Origin of the sequence: Cedecea sp., assembly GCF_036500665.1 — a bacterium.
In the GTDB taxonomy this organism is placed as follows: Bacteria; Pseudomonadota; Gammaproteobacteria; order Enterobacterales; family Enterobacteriaceae; genus Cedecea.
Map to the genome: position 1 here is coordinate 1 of NZ_DASYBS010000113.1, position 16,858 is coordinate 16,858.

Annotated in this window: 15 protein-coding genes; 10 read left to right on the forward strand and 5 right to left on the reverse strand. The window is 56.1% G+C overall.

From position 1 onward, the window contains the following. Positions 1-356: 356 nt before the first annotated feature. Positions 357-2,024: an energy-dependent translational throttle protein EttA gene (gene ettA, locus VGM55_RS19000; RefSeq protein WP_331636344.1), complete on the reverse strand. Its 1,668-nt coding sequence runs from the start codon at positions 2,022-2,024 to the stop codon at positions 357-359. 242 nt (positions 2,025-2,266) lie between these two features. Between ettA and sltY the strand changes: the two genes are divergently transcribed. Together sltY and trpR are read left to right on the forward strand one after the other, a co-directional pair. Continuing rightward, positions 2,267-4,201, forward strand: coding sequence for a murein transglycosylase (sltY, locus tag VGM55_RS19005; protein ID WP_331636345.1), 1,935 nt, complete (start codon positions 2,267-2,269; stop codon positions 4,199-4,201). Between the two features lie 55 nt (positions 4,202-4,256). Further along, the gene (gene trpR, locus VGM55_RS19010; protein ID WP_154187120.1) at positions 4,257-4,595 is read left to right on the forward strand and encodes a trp operon repressor; all 339 of its coding nucleotides are present in this window, start codon (positions 4,257-4,259) and stop codon (positions 4,593-4,595) included. 5 nt (positions 4,596-4,600) lie between these two features. Here trpR and yjjX read toward each other — a convergent pair whose 3' ends face one another. Then, on the reverse strand, positions 4,601-5,119 hold the full coding sequence (gene yjjX / locus VGM55_RS19015; RefSeq protein ID WP_154187121.1) for an inosine/xanthosine triphosphatase: 519 nt from the start codon (positions 5,117-5,119) through the stop codon (positions 4,601-4,603). 52 nt (positions 5,120-5,171) lie between these two features. Here yjjX and gpmB point away from each other — a divergent pair, with 52 nt between their 5' ends. Beyond that, complete coding sequence (gpmB, locus tag VGM55_RS19020) at positions 5,172-5,819, forward strand: 2,3-diphosphoglycerate-dependent phosphoglycerate mutase GpmB (RefSeq protein ID WP_154187122.1); 648 nt, start codon at positions 5,172-5,174, stop codon at positions 5,817-5,819. Here the strand turns inward: gpmB and robA are convergent. Further along, positions 5,816-6,685: an MDR efflux pump AcrAB transcriptional activator RobA gene (gene robA, locus VGM55_RS19025; protein WP_154187123.1), complete on the reverse strand. Its 870-nt coding sequence runs from the start codon at positions 6,683-6,685 to the stop codon at positions 5,816-5,818. The genes gpmB and robA overlap by 4 nt on opposite strands. Positions 6,686-6,896: 211 nt before the next feature. Between robA and creA the strand changes: the two genes are divergently transcribed. Together creA and VGM55_RS19035 are read left to right on the forward strand one after the other, a co-directional pair. After that, positions 6,897-7,370 carry a protein CreA gene (gene creA, locus VGM55_RS19030; RefSeq protein ID WP_154187124.1) on the forward strand — a complete coding sequence of 158 codons (474 nt, stop codon included), beginning with the start codon at positions 6,897-6,899 and terminating at the stop codon, positions 7,368-7,370. Between the two features lie 143 nt (positions 7,371-7,513). Then, entirely contained in the window at positions 7,514-8,416 is a 903-nt protein-coding gene (locus VGM55_RS19035; protein WP_331636346.1) for a LysR substrate-binding domain-containing protein, read from the forward strand. Positions 8,417-8,545: 129 nt separating this feature from the next. Here VGM55_RS19035 and VGM55_RS19040 read toward each other — a convergent pair whose 3' ends face one another. Further along, the gene (locus VGM55_RS19040; protein WP_331636347.1) at positions 8,546-8,845 is read right to left on the reverse strand and encodes a CBU_0592 family membrane protein; all 300 of its coding nucleotides are present in this window, start codon (positions 8,843-8,845) and stop codon (positions 8,546-8,548) included. 192 nt (positions 8,846-9,037) lie between these two features. Between VGM55_RS19040 and VGM55_RS19045 the strand changes: the two genes are divergently transcribed. From VGM55_RS19045 to VGM55_RS19065, 5 genes are read left to right on the forward strand one after another with little or no spacing between them, the layout of a single operon-like run. After that, positions 9,038-10,627 (forward strand): ABC transporter substrate-binding protein, encoded by a 1,590-nt coding sequence (locus tag VGM55_RS19045; protein ID WP_331636348.1) that lies wholly within the window; start codon positions 9,038-9,040, stop codon positions 10,625-10,627. Further along, on the forward strand, positions 10,627-11,574 hold the full coding sequence (locus VGM55_RS19050; protein ID WP_126357619.1) for an ABC transporter permease: 948 nt from the start codon (positions 10,627-10,629) through the stop codon (positions 11,572-11,574). The genes VGM55_RS19045 and VGM55_RS19050 overlap by 1 nt, the downstream gene beginning before the upstream one ends. A 3-nt stretch (positions 11,575-11,577) precedes the next feature. After that, positions 11,578-12,408, forward strand: coding sequence for an ABC transporter permease (locus VGM55_RS19055; protein WP_331636349.1), 831 nt, complete (start codon positions 11,578-11,580; stop codon positions 12,406-12,408). Beyond that, the gene (locus VGM55_RS19060; RefSeq protein ID WP_154187129.1) at positions 12,405-14,027 is read left to right on the forward strand and encodes an ABC transporter ATP-binding protein; all 1,623 of its coding nucleotides are present in this window, start codon (positions 12,405-12,407) and stop codon (positions 14,025-14,027) included. The genes VGM55_RS19055 and VGM55_RS19060 overlap by 4 nt, the downstream gene beginning before the upstream one ends. Continuing rightward, positions 14,024-16,045 carry a CocE/NonD family hydrolase gene (locus tag VGM55_RS19065; protein WP_331636351.1) on the forward strand — a complete coding sequence of 674 codons (2,022 nt, stop codon included), beginning with the start codon at positions 14,024-14,026 and terminating at the stop codon, positions 16,043-16,045. Before VGM55_RS19060 ends, VGM55_RS19065 begins: the two co-directional genes overlap by 4 nt. A 56-nt stretch (positions 16,046-16,101) precedes the next feature. Here the strand turns inward: VGM55_RS19065 and arcA are convergent, their stop codons facing one another. Beyond that, a complete protein-coding gene (gene arcA / locus VGM55_RS19070; protein WP_008461663.1) occupies positions 16,102-16,818 on the reverse strand; it encodes a two-component system response regulator ArcA in 717 nt (238 codons plus the stop codon). Positions 16,819-16,858: the final 40 nt, after the last annotated feature.

Here is a 16,858-nt window from a genome sequence, read left to right on the forward strand (position 1 = left end):
CGGTTCCGGCTTAAATCGCCTCCGTTTTCTCTCCGACTGGCCAGGGTCCGGACGTCGGGAACGGCCGGAGGCTGAGAGCGTCGGGAACGCATCTCAGCCGACCCAGGACTGGGAGATAAAACGGAGGTCTGCCGCTTTAGCGGTCGATTTATTTAGCCGGAAGTCCGGGGTCTCGGGGAAGTGACGGTGACTTCCCCGAGTCGTTCACCGGTACGGTGACTGCATATAAAACAGGGCTGGAAGTGAACGGAACCTCTGCCGGGCTTGGCATAATTTCGGGTATTTGTAATTAAGAAACGGCTCCCATGAAGAGGGTGCCAGGCATAAAAAAGGCACCGTGAAGGTGCCTTTCGCATTTACTTGGTGACGCGCTTGTACTTGATGCGTTTTGGCTCCAGAGCATCTGAACCCAGGGTACGCTTCTTGTACTCTTCGTATTCGGTGAAGTTACCTTCGAAGAACTCCACTTTACCTTCATCCTGGTAGTCCAGAATGTGGGTAGCGATACGGTCCAGGAACCAACGGTCGTGCGAGATAACCATCGCGCAGCCCGGGAACTCCAGCAGGGCGTTTTCCAGCGCGCGCAGGGTTTCGATATCCAGGTCGTTTGTTGGTTCATCGAGCAGAAGAACGTTGCCGCCAACCTGCAGCAGCTTCGCCAGGTGCAGACGACCGCGCTCACCGCCGGACAGCTCGCCAACGCGTTTGCCCTGGTCGACGCCTTTGAAGTTAAAGCGGCCCACGTAGGCACGGCTTGGCATCTCGGTGTTGCCGATGCGCATGATATCCTGGCCGCCGGAGACTTCTTCCCACACGGTTTTGCTGTTGTCCATAGCGTCACGGAACTGGTCAACGGAGGCCAGCTTCACGGTCTCACCCAGAGTGATGGAGCCGCTGTCAGGCTGTTCCTGACCGGACATCATGCGGAACAGGGTGGATTTACCCGCGCCGTTCGGACCGATGATGCCCACGATGGCGCCTTTCGGTACGGAGAAGCTGAGGTCGTCGATCAGCAGGCGATCGCCGTAAGATTTACGCAGGTTGCTAACGTCCACCACTTTATCCCCCAGGCGTGCACCAGGCGGGATAAACAGTTCGTTGGTTTCGTTACGCTTCTGGTATTCGGTGTTATTCAGTTCTTCGAAACGCGCCAGACGGGCTTTGCCCTTAGACTGACGGCCCTTCGCGCCCTGACGAACCCACTCCAGCTCTTTCTCAATGGATTTACGGCGAGCCGCTTCCGTTGAGGCTTCCTGCGCCAGACGCTGATCTTTCTGCTCCAGCCAGGAGGAGTAGTTACCTTCCCATGGAATCCCTTCCCCACGGTCAAGCTCCAGGATCCAGCCGGCGACATTGTCGAGGAAGTAACGGTCGTGGGTGATCGCCACAACGGTCCCTTCGAAGTCATGCAGGAAGCGTTCCAGCCACGCCACGGATTCTGCATCCAGGTGGTTGGTTGGTTCGTCGAGCAGCAGCATGTCCGGTTTTTCCAGCAGCAGGCGGCACAGCGCGACGCGGCGACGTTCACCCCCGGACAGCTTCTCAATTTTTGCATCCCAGTCTGGCAGACGCAGGGCATCAGCGGCGCGCTCCAGCTGCACGTTCAGGTTATGACCGTCGTGCGCCTGGATAATTTCTTCATACTTGCCCTGCTGCGCGGCCAGCTTGTCGAAGTCCGCGTCCGGCTCGGCGTACTTGGCGTAGACTTCATCCAGCCCTTTCAGCGCGTTAACCACTTCGGAAACGGCTTCTTCTACGGACTCACGTACGGTGTGCTCCGGATTCAGCTTAGGTTCCTGCGGCAGGTAGCCAATCTTGAGGCCTGGCTGAGGACGGGCTTCACCTTCGATATCGGTATCGATGCCGGCCATGATGCGCAGCAGGGTGGATTTACCGGCACCGTTCAGACCCAGCACGCCGATTTTGGCGCCGGGGAAGAAGCTGAGCGAAATATTTTTCAGAATATGTCGTTTCGGCGGGACAACTTTGCCGACACGATGCATGGTATAAACGAATTGAGCCACAGTGCGACTTTGCCTCTTTTATCGTGATGTAAGATGGTACATAACAAAGGCGAAGTGTAGCCGTTTTCCCGGCCTAATCCCAGCGGGGTATCGCGGTTCTACCGCGCGTGGCGCCTTTATACGTTTAATGACCAAAATATACCTTCCGGACATGGCGTAATGCGCTCCCCCTGGTTAGCATGAATTCATTCGCTTATTGCAGCGCTGGCATGATGCCGTCAGGAAAATAGTGAGGAGAAGGTGTGGTAAAAGCCAAACAAGTCGCATGGCAGTTGCTTGCCGCGGGCATTAGCCTGGTGATGTTAAACGGCGCGGTACGTGCGGACTCTCTGGATGAGCAACGCAGCCGCTACGCGCAAATCAAACAGGCCTGGGATAACAAGCAAATGGACGTGGTGCAGCAGCTGATGCCTGGGCTGCAAACCTATCCTCTTTATCCTTATCTCGAATATCGCCAGCTCACCGACGACCTGATGAACGAGCCGAGCGTTGCGGTGGCTCAGTTTATTCAGGCTAACCCAACGTTGCCTCCGGCGCGAAATTTAAGCTCCCGCTTTGTTAACGAGCTGGCAAGACGCCAGGACTGGCGCGGTCTGCTGGCTTTTAGCCCTGAACCACCCGCGACCAATGAAGCCAAATGTAATTACTATTTTGCCAAGTGGAATACCGGGCAAACAGGGGCTGCCTGGGCCGGCGCGAAAGATCTCTGGCTAACGGGAAAGAGCCAGCCGTCGAGCTGTGATGCGCTGTTTTCCGCATGGCGCGCTTCCGGCACCCAGGATCCGCTGGCTTACCTTGAGCGTATTCGCCTGGCGATGAAAGAGGGCAACACCTCGCTGGTGAACGCGCTGGCTAATCAGATGCCTGCGGACTACCAGACTATCTCCAGCGCGTTGATAAACCTGCAAAATAACCCGAGTACAGTGCTGACTTTCGCCAATACGGTGGGTGCAACGGACTTCACTCGCCAGGCTGCGGCCATCGCTTTTGCGAGCGTCGCCCGTCAGGATGTCGAGAATGCACGTCTGATGATCCCGTCTCTGGTTCAGGCACAAAAGCTCACCGACGAGCAGGCTCAGGAATTGCGCGATACGGTGGCATGGCGACTCATGGGAAGTGACGTGACGGATGAACAGGCCCGCTGGCGCGACGACGCCATTATGCGCTCGCAGTCCACTTCATTGATTGAAAGACGTGTGCGTATGGCACTGGGGACTGGCGACCGATCAGGCCTGAATACCTGGCTTGCTCGCCTGCCGATGGACGCCAAAGAAAAAGACGAGTGGCGTTACTGGCAGGCCGATTTGCTGCTGGAGCGAGGCCGGGATGATGAAGCGAAAGGGATCCTGCGTGCGCTGATGCAGCAGCGAGGTTTCTACCCTATGGTGGCCGCACAGCGACTTGGGGAAGAATATCCCCTTCGTGTTGATAAAGCCGATGCCGTGAACCCTGCGCTGGTGCAGGGGCCGGAAATGGCACGCGTTCGCGAGCTGATGTACTGGAATATGGATAACACCGCGCGCAGCGAATGGGCAAATCTGGTCACCAGCCGCAGTAAGCAAGAGCAGGCTGGCCTGGCGCGTTATGCCTTTGAGCAGGACTGGTGGGATCTCAGCGTGCAGGCAACCATTGCCGGAAAGCTGTGGGATAATCTGGAAGAACGTTTCCCGCTGGCCTATAAAAGCACTTTTGCCCGCTACGTGAGCGGCAAAACCGTTCCGCAAAGCTATGCGATGGCGATTGCCCGCCAGGAAAGTGCCTGGAACCCGAAGGTGCGTTCTCCGGTAGGGGCAAGCGGCCTGATGCAAATCATGCCGGGTACCGCCACTCATACCGTTAAGATGTTCGGTATCCCCGGCTACAGCAGCACCGTGCAGCTTCTGGATCCTGAAACCAATATCAATATTGGCACCAGCTACCTGCAATACGTGTTCCAGCAGTTTGAGAACAACCGTATCTTCGCTTCTGCCGCCTATAACGCCGGGCCGGGGCGCGTGCGGACCTGGCTTGGTAACAGCGCCGGGCGTATTGATGCGATCGCGTTTGTTGAAAGTATTCCGTTCTCAGAAACGCGCGGCTACGTGAAAAACGTGCTGGCTTACGATGCCTATTACCGCTACTTCATGGGTCAGCCTGACAAAATCCTGTCCGATAGCGAGTGGCAGCGGCGTTATTGATTGCGCGGAGAGTATGTTATGCTGCCGTACTAGTTAAAGAGTATGGTGGCCTGACATGACTCAGCTCTCTCAGTATTCGGCAGAACAGGCCGAGCAAAGTAATAAAGAGTGGCTCCGCTTTGTGGGGCTATTACAGGAAGCTTTCGGGCAGGAGCTTCACATGCCGCTGATGACCTTGCTGCTAACGCCGGATGAGCGTACTGCATTAGGGACACGCGTGCGGATTATTGAGGAATTACTGCGCGGTGAACTCAGCCAGCGTGAGCTGAAGAACGAACTGGGTGCGGGTATTGCAACCATTACCCGCGGTTCTAACAGCCTGAAGGCAGCACCGACCGAACTGCGGGCATGGCTTGAAAAAGAACTGCTTCAGGGCGGTATCCCATCCCGTTAACGACGCTACCGGCGATAAATCTCGTTATGAAAGGGGCTTAACGCCAATATCACCGCCTGATGGTAAACGCTGCTGCGCGTGAGCTTTCCGGCGGTGAACACCCCAATCGCTCCCTCTTTACGTCCAATCTTATCAATGCCCGTATAGTCCGACATCACCGGCCCAAGGGCGTTTCCGGCGCTGACTTTCTGCAGAATAATGTCCGGCAACGGCAGGGTGGCCGAGCGGGCTTCACCGCGCTGCTGATGGGTCTCAATCACCACCCAGCTGAAGGTACTGCCTTCATCGATTCCCGCTTCAATGGCGACCCAAAAGTCGGCATCTGGTCTGATCTCACGGGCATTTACCACGCGGTTTCGTGCACCAGTTCGCGTTTCCTGACAGCCGTTGGGCTGCTCCGGCACGCCACTATCGACGACCACGGACTCAATATGGCAGGATCCTTCACCATAAATCTCGCTAAACGCCTGCAGAATCGCCTGAATTTTGGCGGGATTGGTTGTTGCAGCAACGACATGGTTCATAATAAGTCAGAACTCTCGATATTTCGTGACCGGAGTATAACGGAAAAAACGCATGTTACAGGTATACCTTGTTCGTCATGGCGAAACGCAGTGGAATGCGGAGCGCCGCATTCAGGGGCAGTCAGACAGCGCACTGACTGATAATGGAGAACGCCAGGCCTGGCAAGTGGCCGAGCGGGCCAGGGCCCTTGGCATCACCCACATCATCAGCAGCGATTTAGGCCGCACTCGCCGCACCGCAGAGATCATCGCCGAAGCCTGCGGCTGCGAGATTATCCTCGATGCCCGCCTGCGCGAGCTAAACATGGGCGTGCTTGAACGTCGTAAAATGGACTCGCTGACTGAAGAGGAAGAGGGCTGGCGCCGTCGTCTGGTGGACGGCACGCCGGACGGGCGTATTCCTGAGGGCGAAAGCATGCTGGAGCTAAGCAACCGCATGCATGAGGCGCTAAATGCCTGCCGCGAGCTGCCGGCCGGAAGTCGCCCGTTACTGGTGAGCCACGGTATGGCACTTGGGGGGCTTGTCAGTACTATTCTTGGGTTACCGGCATGGGCCGAGCGCCGCCTGCGTCTGCGCAACTGTTCGATATCCCGCGTGGATTATCAGCAAAGCCCGTGGCTGGCATCTGGATGGGTGGTTGAGACAGCAGGAGACATCTCGCATCTTGATGCTCCTGCTCTGGATGAAATCCAGCGTTAGCGGCGTACCGGGATCAGGTATTCACAGCGGATTTGCATCGGCACATCCTGATCCCGTGTTTCATCCTGCGGATAGAAACGCTCGATATCCTGACCTTTACGGCGCGTCAGGTTTAGCGACGGCATGCAGGTACCGTACACCGTCAGGATAAAGTCCTGCAGCCCTGTGCCCAGCCCTTCATAGTTGAATTGTACATAGTCACCGCCTTCCAGCACCACCGGATGAGAATCCGGCAGGAAACCATTGGCCAGCTCCGGGGTGAGCGCCGTGGTGTAGAAGACTTCTTGTTCGTCGTCTTTTTCCGAGCTTGGGCGAGGTTCATGCAGGCCGTACAATACCCGGGGAATCGTCGGCGAGTTGCCCAGGAACTGGGTCCAGAACTGGATGCGCATCTCATTGCGGAAGTCGGAGATTTGTTCCAGCGTGCAGCTGTAGCTTTGCGTCACGCCAACCAGATGCGTTTCCGGCAGGGTAATGAAATGGGCCTGCGGAGGCGTAAATTCGCCGAGACGCAGCGGTGGACGCATACCAAAAGCGCTCCAGTCAGGAGAGCGTCGGTAAAGCGCAGGCGTTTGAGCAAACTGTTTTTTAAAGGCGCGCGTAAACGTCTGCTGTGAGTCAAAGCGGTACTGCAACGCAATGTCGAGAATCGGTCTTGCGGTTAGACGCAGGGCAACGGCAGATTTGGAGAGTCGGCGGGCGCGAATATAGGCACCAATGGCGTGCCCGGTAACCTCTTTAAACATCCGTTGTAAATGCCACTTGGAATAACCTGCCTTTGCCGCCACATTATCAAGGGCGAGAGGCTGATCGAGGTGGCCCTCCAGCCAGCTAAGCAGATCGCGAATGATCCCAGCCTGATCCATAAAATATCCTCATCCATACAAGCGAATGCCTGTTTACTAAGGTAGCGGATGATAGCATTTTTGTACTTTATGCATTCACCGTTTTTTTTTAACAAGTTGTGCCAAATTTGCCGATTATGGAGACAGGTTTTTCTAATAATGTGATATTCAACGATTTTTTAGCCTACTGTTGAATAGTCCCGTAGGGTAATTTTTAGACAATGGTAACAATATGAAATATAAAGCTTTAGCATTTTGCAGTGCGATTCTGGCCGCGAGCTTCGGCGCGAGCGCGGAGCAGATTGGATCGGTCGATACGGTGTTTAAAGTCTTTGGCCCCGATCACAAGATTGTTGTAGAAGCTTTTGACGATCCCGACGTGAAGAACGTGACCTGCTATATCAGCCGTGCCAAAACCGGCGGTATCAAAGGCGGCCTCGGCTTAGCCGAAGACACTTCTGATGCGGCAATCTCCTGCCAGCAGGTTGGGCCGGTTGAGCTGAGCGACAAAATAAAAGCCGGCAAAGCACAGGGCGACGTGGTGTTCCAGAAACGGACCTCGCTGGTATTTAAAAAGCTGCAAGTGGTACGTTTCTACGATGCGAAGCGCAATACGTTGGCTTATCTTGCTTACTCTGACAGAGTCGTCGAGGGTTCACCGAAGAACGCCATCAGCGCGGTGCCGATTATTCCGTGGAGTAAATAATCGGTTCTATTGACGCTGAACGGATGCGCTCACGCGTCGCCGCCATGAGAAGCCTGATGTATTTCTGACGCATCAGGCTTGTCAGCTTCTGCCTTCCTTATTAGTGTGTTGAAACCGTTCCGCCGCCTTTTAAGGCTTCATTGATGCAGATTGAGCCGCTACCGCCCCTCAATACCCTTATCGCTTTCGAATGCGTTGCCCGCTACGGCAATATTTCTCGTGCTGCGGAAGAGCTAAACCTGACTCAAAGCGCGACCAGCCGCCAGATCCTGCAGCTGGAGGAAATGCTGGGTTGTAAGCTTTTCACCCGTACCCAGCGGCGCGTATTGCTTACGCCGCGCGGTGAAGCGTACGCCGCTCGCGTGCGGCAGCAGCTGGCTGCACTGTCACATGCCACGGCGGAAGTGATGGGTTGGACGGGGCTGCCGCAGGTGACCATCGCCTGTACCAGCGCCATGAGTTCGCTGTGGCTGTCGTCGCGCCTTTCGGCGCTGCACCGCGAGTTGCCGGATTTACAGGTTCGCATGAAAATCACCGACAACTTCTCTGAACTGCGTTCATCGGAATTTGATCTGGCTATTTTTTACCTGCGGGATGTTCCGGTGGGCTTTCACGCCACGCCGCTCTTCGACGAGGTCTGCTATCCGATGTGCTCGCCGGCGTTTCTGTCGCACATCGGGTCTGACGCTCCCGCAGAAGCCCTGCTGCAGCATACGCTGCTGATTCAGGATGACCCGCAGCGAGAATGGACCGGTTGGAGCGACTGGTTTGCTTCGCAGAATGTCCTGAGCTTTGTGCCTCGGCAAACCTGGCGGGCCAATAACTATCCGTTTTTGGTGGAGACGGCGGTACGCGGGGACGGGATATTACTCGGCTGGGAAGGGCTGGTGCAGGATTATCTTAATCGGGGCGAGCTGGTTGCGGCGCACCCTGGAAAGCTGGCGGCCGCCAGTAAATGTTTCTTGCTTATCCCTCAGGATCGCTATGTGAAGCCGATTGTTCGCCATGTCATGAACTGGCTGCAGCGACAGCCTTCGGTGGAATAAGCAGAAAATAGACGTTAATCACAAAAGACGATTATTTTATTATTGTCACTATCAATAAATTATTTATCCTTCCCCTTAGCCATAACCTTTTCTTATATAAAATAGAAGAAAAGAAAAATTTAAAACATCTTAATCCTTTGGTTTATTTATCGTGTCTAAATCCAGAGGCGGTATTTTATTTTTTATCTCACCGCGGCGGCGATAAGAAGTATGCATACCTACCAGCGTGAAGACCAACCACATCGACTGTGATATTACCGATGCCAAATTAAAATCATGGCTCAGTGAATACAGCCCGCCGACGCATCCCGCGATGTTAAGACAAGCATAACCGTTTGAATCTATTGATAGCCTTCGCATTTGAACCAGTGCATAGGCCAACAGGTAACAAAAGACGCCAATTAAACCTACAAGGGTATGCAGTTCCACATTTTCTTTCCTGGTGTGACTCCGTGATCGGGAAATTATCTTTTTTGCCGCGGCTCTGCTGCGCGTTTTTTTCATAGTCTGATACGAAAAACTCATGCATCAGTGTTTAGCGCTTTTGATATAAATCATAAATAGATGTGCTATGGCATCTGGCCGGTGGTCAGACAAACAAATAATAACGGAGAAAAATAAATGAAAGACGATCGTTCAGACGAAAATAAATACCTGCAAGGCGTGAACATGAGCCGCCGTTCATTTATCAACACGGCGGCGCTGATTGGGATGGGCAGCGCGCTGTCGCTTTCGCCGCTGGCGGGTTTTGCCGCCGAGGCCACGCCTAAAAAAGGTGGCGTGCTGAAGCTCGGAATGTCGGGAGGCAATACCAGCGATTCTCTGGATCCCACGCTCTTTAGCGACTGGGTGCCGCTTAACCAGGCGTACATGCTGATGAACGGTTTGGTGGAAATTGATGAGACCAATCAGGCCACGCCGGAGCTGCTGGAAAGCTGGGTGGCGAAGCCGGGCGCGCAGGAGTGGACGTTTAAAGTGCGCCAGGGCGTAACCTTCCATAACGGTAAAACGCTCACCGTCGAAGACATTCTCTACTCGATTAACCTGCACCGTGGCGACCAGTCGCGCAGCGCGATCAAAACTCAGCTGGCGGCCATCAAAGAGCTGAAGAAGAGCGGTGACAACGAAATTACCTTAACCCTGGACAGCGGCAACGCCGACCTGCCGTTCCTGCTGGCGGACTACCATCTCGTAGTGGTGCCGGACGGATTTACCGACTGGAAACACCCGATTGGCACCGGCGGTTTCGTCTTTGATCAGTACCAGCCTGGCGTCCGCTCCTACTTCAAGCGTAACCCAAATTACTGGAAGCCTAACCGCGCGTTTGTTGACGCGGTTGAAGTGTTGGTTATCAACGATGCTACGGCCCGCACCAACGCCCTTATCTCAGGCCAGGTACACGCCATCAACCGCGTTGATTTTAAAACCGTTGATTTCCTGAAGCGCAGTCCGGCGTTGAACATCGTGCGTGCGGCCGGGGGGCAACATTTTACCTTCCTGATGGACTGTCGGGTGGCACCGTTTAATAACAACGACGTTCGTACGGCGATTAAATACGGCATCGATCGTGAAAAATTATTGGCTACTGTCCTTCGAGGCTACGGCTCGCTCGGCAACGATCATCCGATCCCGAAAACCGATCGCTTCTTCAATAAGAGCCTGGAGCAACGTGCCTACGATCCTGATAAGGCGAAGTTCTTCCTGAAAAAAGCCGGGCTTAGCGCGCTGCCGATCGAGCTGTCCTCATCGGACGCGGCTTTTGCCGGGGCACTTGATGCGGCCGCGCTGTTCCAGGGCGAAGCCGCCGCGGCCGGGATCCAGGTCAGCATCAAACGCCAGCCGGCAGACAGCTACTGGGATGACGTCTGGATGAAAGCGCCGTTTAGCATGGGGTACTGGGGCGGGCGTCCAACCGCAGATCAGATGTTCTCCACCGCCTGGCAGTCCACGGCGAAATGGAACGACACCCACTGGAAGAACGACAAGTTCGACAGCCTGCTCATTCAGGCCCGCTCGCTGCTTGACGAGCAGAAACGTGCGGAAATCTACGGCGAACTGCAAAGCATTGCCCGCGATGACGGCGGCGCAATGATCCCGCTGTTTGGCGATTACCTTGATGCCGCCAGCAAAAAAGTCGGCGGCGTAAAACCGCATCCGCTGTTCAACTTCATGGGTGGCCGTCTGGCCGAACGCGTCTGGCTGGAGTCGTAATGAAAAAACAGATCCTTCATCGCTTATTGCTTGGCGTACTGACGCTGTGGCTGGTTTCGGTGCTGATCTTCGTTGGCACCGAGCTTTTGCCCGGTGACGTAGCCAGCGCCATTCTGGGGCAAAACGGTACGCCGGAAACTATCGCCGCGCTGCGCCTGCAGCTTGGCCTCGATCAGCCTGCGGTTTATCGTTATCTGCACTGGCTGTCCGGCGTGCTGCACGGAGACTTAGGCACTTCGCTTGCCAATAACCAGCCTATCGGCGCAGAGCTGCTGCCTCGTTTGGCGAACACGCTGTTCCTCGCCGTTTATGCCGCGCTGATTGCGATTCCGTTAGCGGTGGTGCTGGGGATTGCCTCTGCGGTATGGCGCGGCTCCTGGTTTGACCGCCTGGCAAATACGCTGACGCTGATGAGCATTTCGGTGCCGGAGTTTTTCGTCGGCTACGTGCTGGTTATCTTCTTTGCTATTCGCCTGGCCTGGTTTCCAAGCCTGGCGCTGGTCGACCCGGATGCCAGCCTCCTTGAGCGGCTCTACGCCTGCACGTTGCCGATGCTGACGCTGGTGCTGGTGGTACTGGCGCATATGCTGCGTATGACTCGCGCCTCCGTTGGGGCGGTAATGTCCAGCAGCTATATCGAAACGGCGCTGCTAAAAGGGCTTTCCCGCTGGCGCATCGTGCTGAGCCATGCGCTACCAAACGCGCTTGCGCCGATCATCAACGTGATTGCTTTTAACCTGGCGTATCTGGTTGTGGGCGTGATCCTGGTTGAAGTGGTCTTTGTCTATCCGGGCATTGGGCAGATGATGGTGGATGCCGTAACCAAGCGCGATTTACCGGTCGTACAGGCCTGTGGGCTGCTGTTTGGTGGGACCTATATCCTGCTGAATACGGCGGCAGACCTGCTGGCTATCTGGTGCAACCCACGACTGCGACATGCGAGGTAGTCTATGAAAAATATCAAGATTCGCACGGTGCCGCTGTCGGCGATATTGGGGCTGGCCATTATTGCCATCAATTTGATTGCCGCGCTTTTTGCTCCCTGGCTAGCGCCGCACAGCGAGACGGTGCAGGTGGGAGACATCTGGATGCTGCCGTCCAGCTCGATGCCGTTCGGCACCGACAGCCTGGGGCGTGACATGCTTTCGCGCATTCTGTTCGGCGCTCGCACCACCATTGCCATTGCGCTGGCGATCACCGCTATCTCTTTTGTGGTGGGCATTATTACCGGGTTTACCGCCGCTATTTACGGGCGCTGGGTGGACGTTGTGCTCACCCGCATCGTTGATACGTTGATGTCGATTCCGGTGCTGATTCTGGCGCTGATCGTGCTGTCCGTGCTGGGAACATCCATTCCCGTTCTGGTCGGGACGATTGCGCTATTAGACGCCACCCGAGTTTTCCGTCTGGCCAGACTTGTCGCGCAGGGGATTGTTTGTCTCGAGTACGTGGAGGCGGCACGCCTGCGTGGAGAAGGGCTGTGGTGGATCGTACGCAAAGAGTTTCTGCCTAACGCCATGCCGCCGCTGCTGGCGGAGTTTGGCATGCGCTTCTGTTTTACCTTCCTGTTTATTGCCGGACTGAGCTTCCTCGGGCTGGGTATTCAGCCGCCCTGGGCGGACTGGGGCAGCATGGTGCGCGATAACGCGCAGGCCATCAACTTTGGTCAGTTTGCACCTCTTTACCCTGCCGCGGCGATTGCCCTGCTGACGATTGGCGTCAACCTGGTGGTCGACTGGCTGCTGGTGCGTAATAACCTTTCGTTGGGAGAAGAGGGATGACACAACCGATATTACAGATGCGTGATTTACGCATTGAAACCGAGCAGGGGCTGCCGCTGGTGAACGGCATTTCCCTTAGCCTGATGCCCGGTGAGGTGCTGGGACTTATTGGCGAGTCCGGCGCGGGTAAATCGACCATTGGCCTTGCCGCTTTGGGCTATGCCAGGCCGGGTTGCCGTATTGCGGGCGGCGAAGTGCTGGTAGCCGGGCAAAACATTGTGGCGCTTTCCAGCAAAGAGAAACGGGCGTTTCGTGGTAAGCGCGTGGCCTATGTTGCGCAGAGCGCCGCCGCGGCGTTTAACCCGGCGCTGACCATCGGTAAGCAGGTTTGCGAAGGGCCACTTCGTCATGGATTGATGAATCCGGAGGAGGCGCAGGCCTGGGCCGTGACGCTGTTTAAAGCGCTGGATCTCCCCGAGCCTGAAACGATCGGCCAGCGTTATCCGCATCAGCTCTCCGGCGGCCAGCTCCAGCGCGCGATGGCGGCGATGGCGATGTCCTGCAAGCCGGATATTCTGGTGCTGGATGAGCCTACCACTGCCCTGGACGTCACCACCCAAATCGAGGTGTTGGTGATGCTGCGTAAGCTGGTCAGAGAGTTTAATACCGCCGCGTTGTACATCACCCACGATCTGGCGGTCGTGGCCCAAATTGCCGACCGCATTATGGTCCTGCGGCAGGGAAGTGAGGTGGAAAGCGGCAGCACCGCCGATATTCTGCAAAACCCAGCTGAAAGCTATACGCAGCGGCTGGTGTCGGAACGTGCTCATGCTTTAACGCCGGTTCATGCTGAAAGTAAACCAGAGGGGCGGCTCCTGGCGTTGGAAAATATCTCTACGGGCTACAACGGCAAAACTGTCGTCCACAACGTCTCACTCAGTATCGCCAAAGGGGAAACAGTGGCCATTATCGGCGAGTCCGGCAGCGGGAAGAGCACGCTGGCTCGCGCGCTGTGTGGCCTGCTGAGCGACACGAGGGGAACGGTCACTTTCGCTGACAAGGCGCTGGCTAACCGCTACCAGCAGCGCGATAAAGAGACGCTGCGGCGTATTCAAATGATCTATCAGCTGCCCGACGTGGCGCTCAATCCAAGGCAAACCGTGCTCGAGGCCATTGGTCGCCCGGTGGCGTTCTATTTTGGTCTCGATAAACAGCAGGTTCGTGCGCGAGTGCTTGAGCTGCTGAAGCTGACCGAACTCCCCGATTACCTCATTGACCGCTATCCCGGTTCGCTTTCCGGTGGCCAAAAGCAGCGAGTATGTATTGCGCGTGCGCTCGCCGCACGGCCGGATCTGATCATCTGTGATGAGGCGACTTCGGCGCTCGATCCGCTGGTCGCGGAAGAGGTTCTGAAACTGCTGCGAAACCTGCAGGAACAGCTGGGGCTTTCTTACCTGTTTATTACCCACGACCTGAGTACCGTGAAGCGTATCGCCCAGCAGGTCGCCGTGATGTATCAGGGGAACGTTGTTGCTCAGGGACCGACCGGGCAGGTATTCAGCGCCCCGATGCACAGCTATACCGAAAAACTGCTGACCTCCGTGCCGGAAATGCGCCCTTCCTGGCTGGATGAGGTGCTGGGTCAGCGTCAGCTAAATGCGATGGCAGGAGCCTCATGAAAACTCTTATAACGCAATTTTCCCACAGCGTGAGCGTAACGGAACACCTGTGGATCGTTCTGAAAGATGGCACGCGTCTGGCCGCACGTATGTGGCTGCCTTTGTCGGCCTCGCAGCAGCCGGTGCCCGCTATTCTGGAATACATTCCCTACCGCAAGCGCGACGGTACACGTACCCGTGATGAGCCGATGCACGGCTACTTCGCCGGGAATGGCTATGCGGTACTGCGTGTGGACATGCGCGGCAGCGGCGATTCTGACGGACAGATGGCCGACGAGTATTTGCTGCAGGAACAGGAAGATGCACTGGAGGTGATCGACTGGATCAGCCGTCAAGGCTGGTGTAACGGCGCCGTAGGGATGATGGGGAAATCCTGGGGTGGATTTAACTGCCTGCAGCTTGCCGCTCGCCGTCCTCCTGCGCTGAAAGCCATTATCACCGTCTGTTCGACAGACGATCGTTACAACGACGATATCCACTACAAAGGTGGCTGCCTGCTGAACGACAACCTTTGGTGGGGCGGCATTATGCTGGCTTATCAAAGCCGTCCGCAGGACCCGGAGCTGGTGGGAGAGAGCTGGTATCAGGCCTGGCTGAATCGTCTTGAAAACATGCCTTTCTTCCCGGCGCTGTGGATGGAACATCCGCTGAAAGACGCCTACTGGAAGCACGGCTCGGTCGGCGAAGACTGGCAGGCCATTACCTGTCCGGTAATGGCGGTGGGCGGCTGGGCGGATTCTTACAGCAACGCGGTTTTCCGTCTGATGGACAACCTTAACGTCCCGCGTAAGGCGATCCTCGGCCCGTGGGCGCATATTTATCCTCAGGATGGCTCACCTACGCCGGCCATCGGTTTTCTGCAGGAGGCGGTGAGCTGGTGGGACCGCTGGCTGAAGCAGGCTGATAACGGCGTGCTGGACGGCCCGCGCGTTCAGGCCTGGCTCAACGACAGCCAGCGGCCCGACTCGCAGCGTCCGCAGGCCTTTGGGGAGTGGATTGCTATCGAAGATGATACGGATGCGGTGACACTCCCGCAGCGCTGGCATTTGCAGCCAGGCCGGATGACGACAACGCCATTAGCCGATGAATATTGGCAGGATATCCGTAGCGTACAGAATCATGGCTTGTTCGCCGGAGAATGGATGGGGGCAGGCGTGCTGGGTGAAAGCCCGGGCGACCAGCGGATGGACGAAGGCCTTGCTGAAAGCTTTGACAGTGCGCCGCTGGACGAAAGCCTGGCGATCTACGGTTTTCCGCAGTTTGACGTTACGCTCTCCAGCGATAAACCGGCAGCAATGCTGTATGTCCGCTTATCTGACGTTGCGCCCGATGGCGCATCGACCCGCGTTAGCCACGGCTGGGTAAACCTGAGTCATTTGCAGGGGCAAGAGCAGAACGTCGCGCTGGTGCCCGGCGAAAAGGTCAACGTCACCGTGCAGCTGGACGGCATAGCCTGGCGCTTTGCGGCCGGGCACCGGCTGCGGGTTTCTCTCGCGACCACGTTCTGGCCGATGATCTGGCCGATGGCCGAAAATGCGACGCTTAGCGTTGATCTGGCCAGAGCCCAGCTGCAATTGCCGGTTTGTCGGGAAGTGAAGCCGATTGCTGGCCCGAACCCTCACCCTGAAACGGCGGCCAATACGCCTCTGACGATTCTCTCTCCGGGGCGCGTCGAACGCGAGCTGCGCTATGACGTGGTGAAAGACAGCTGGCAGAGCATTACTCAGGGCGTGGGCGGTGTTTTTGGCGAGGGCGTGTACCGCTTTGACGATATCAATACCACCGTCGATCATAGTCTCAGACGTCAGCTGACCGTGCAGAATGCCGATCCGCTTTCAGCGCATTATCTACTGACTCAGAACATGAAAATCGGCCGGGAAGGCTGGTGGACGGACACAGATATTGTGCTGGAGATGCGCAGTGACCTGACGCATTTTATCGTTAGCGGAAAAATGACGGTTAAACACAACGAAGAGACGGTCTTTACCCGCGACTGGGATGAACGCATTGCTCGCTGAATGACGGGCATAAAAAAGGGCTGACGCTGGTCAGCCCTTTTCGTAATGTTTCTCGCTTATTCCTGCAGATCGCCGCAGAAACGGTAACCTTCGCCGTGGATGGTGGCGATGATTTCCGGCGTATCCGGCGTGGATTCGAAGTGTTTACGAATACGGCGGATAGTCACATCGACGGTGCGGTCATGCGGCTTCAGCTCGCGACCGGTCATTTTCTTCAGCAGTTCAGCACGAGACTGAATTTTGCCCGGGTTTTCACAGAAGTGCAGCATCGCACGGAATTCACTGCGCGGCAGCTTGTACTGTTCACCGTTCGGACTAACCAGTGAGCGGCTGTTGATGTCCAGCTCCCAGCCGTTGAATTTGTAGCTTTCAACGGAGCGACGCTCTTCGCTGATAGCGCCTAAATTCATCGTACGGGACAGCAAGTTGCGTGCACGAATGGTCAATTCACGCGGGTTGAATGGCTTGGTGATGTAGTCATCTGCGCCAATTTCAAGACCCAGGATCTTGTCCACTTCGTTATCACGGCCCGTCAGGAACATCAGCGCCACATTGGCTTGCTCGCGCAGTTCACGCGCCAGCAGCAGGCCGTTTTTACCCGGCAGGTTGATGTCCATAATGACGAGGTTGATGTCATTATCGGCAAGGATTTGATGCATCTCTGCGCCATCGGTCGCTTCAAAAACATCATAGCCTTCCGCTTCAAAAATGCTTTTTAGCGTGTTGCGTGTTACTAATTCGTCTTCGACGATAAGAATGTGCGGGGTCTGCATGTTTGCTACCTAAAATTGCCAACTAAATCGAAACAGGAAG

Excerpts from the sequence above, each read along its gene's own strand:
- trpR (WP_154187120.1), top strand. The coding sequence starts at position 4,257 with ATGACTCAGCTCTCTCAGTATTCGGCAGAACAGGCCGAGCAAAGTAAT.
- yjjX (WP_154187121.1), bottom strand. The coding sequence starts at position 5,119 with ATGAACCATGTCGTTGCTGCAACAACCAATCCCGCCAAAATTCAGGCG.
- gpmB (WP_154187122.1), top strand. The coding sequence starts at position 5,172 with ATGTTACAGGTATACCTTGTTCGTCATGGCGAAACGCAGTGGAATGCG.
- robA (WP_154187123.1), bottom strand. The coding sequence starts at position 6,685 with ATGGATCAGGCTGGGATCATTCGCGATCTGCTTAGCTGGCTGGAGGGC.
- creA (WP_154187124.1), top strand. The coding sequence starts at position 6,897 with ATGAAATATAAAGCTTTAGCATTTTGCAGTGCGATTCTGGCCGCGAGC.
- VGM55_RS19035 (WP_331636346.1), top strand. The coding sequence starts at position 7,514 with ATGCAGATTGAGCCGCTACCGCCCCTCAATACCCTTATCGCTTTCGAA.
- VGM55_RS19045 (WP_331636348.1), top strand. The coding sequence starts at position 9,038 with ATGAAAGACGATCGTTCAGACGAAAATAAATACCTGCAAGGCGTGAAC.
- VGM55_RS19050 (WP_126357619.1), top strand. The coding sequence starts at position 10,627 with ATGAAAAAACAGATCCTTCATCGCTTATTGCTTGGCGTACTGACGCTG.
- VGM55_RS19055 (WP_331636349.1), top strand. The coding sequence starts at position 11,578 with ATGAAAAATATCAAGATTCGCACGGTGCCGCTGTCGGCGATATTGGGG.
- VGM55_RS19060 (WP_154187129.1), top strand. The coding sequence starts at position 12,405 with ATGACACAACCGATATTACAGATGCGTGATTTACGCATTGAAACCGAG.
- VGM55_RS19065 (WP_331636351.1), top strand. The coding sequence starts at position 14,024 with ATGAAAACTCTTATAACGCAATTTTCCCACAGCGTGAGCGTAACGGAA.
- arcA (WP_008461663.1), bottom strand. The coding sequence starts at position 16,818 with ATGCAGACCCCGCACATTCTTATCGTCGAAGACGAATTAGTAACACGC.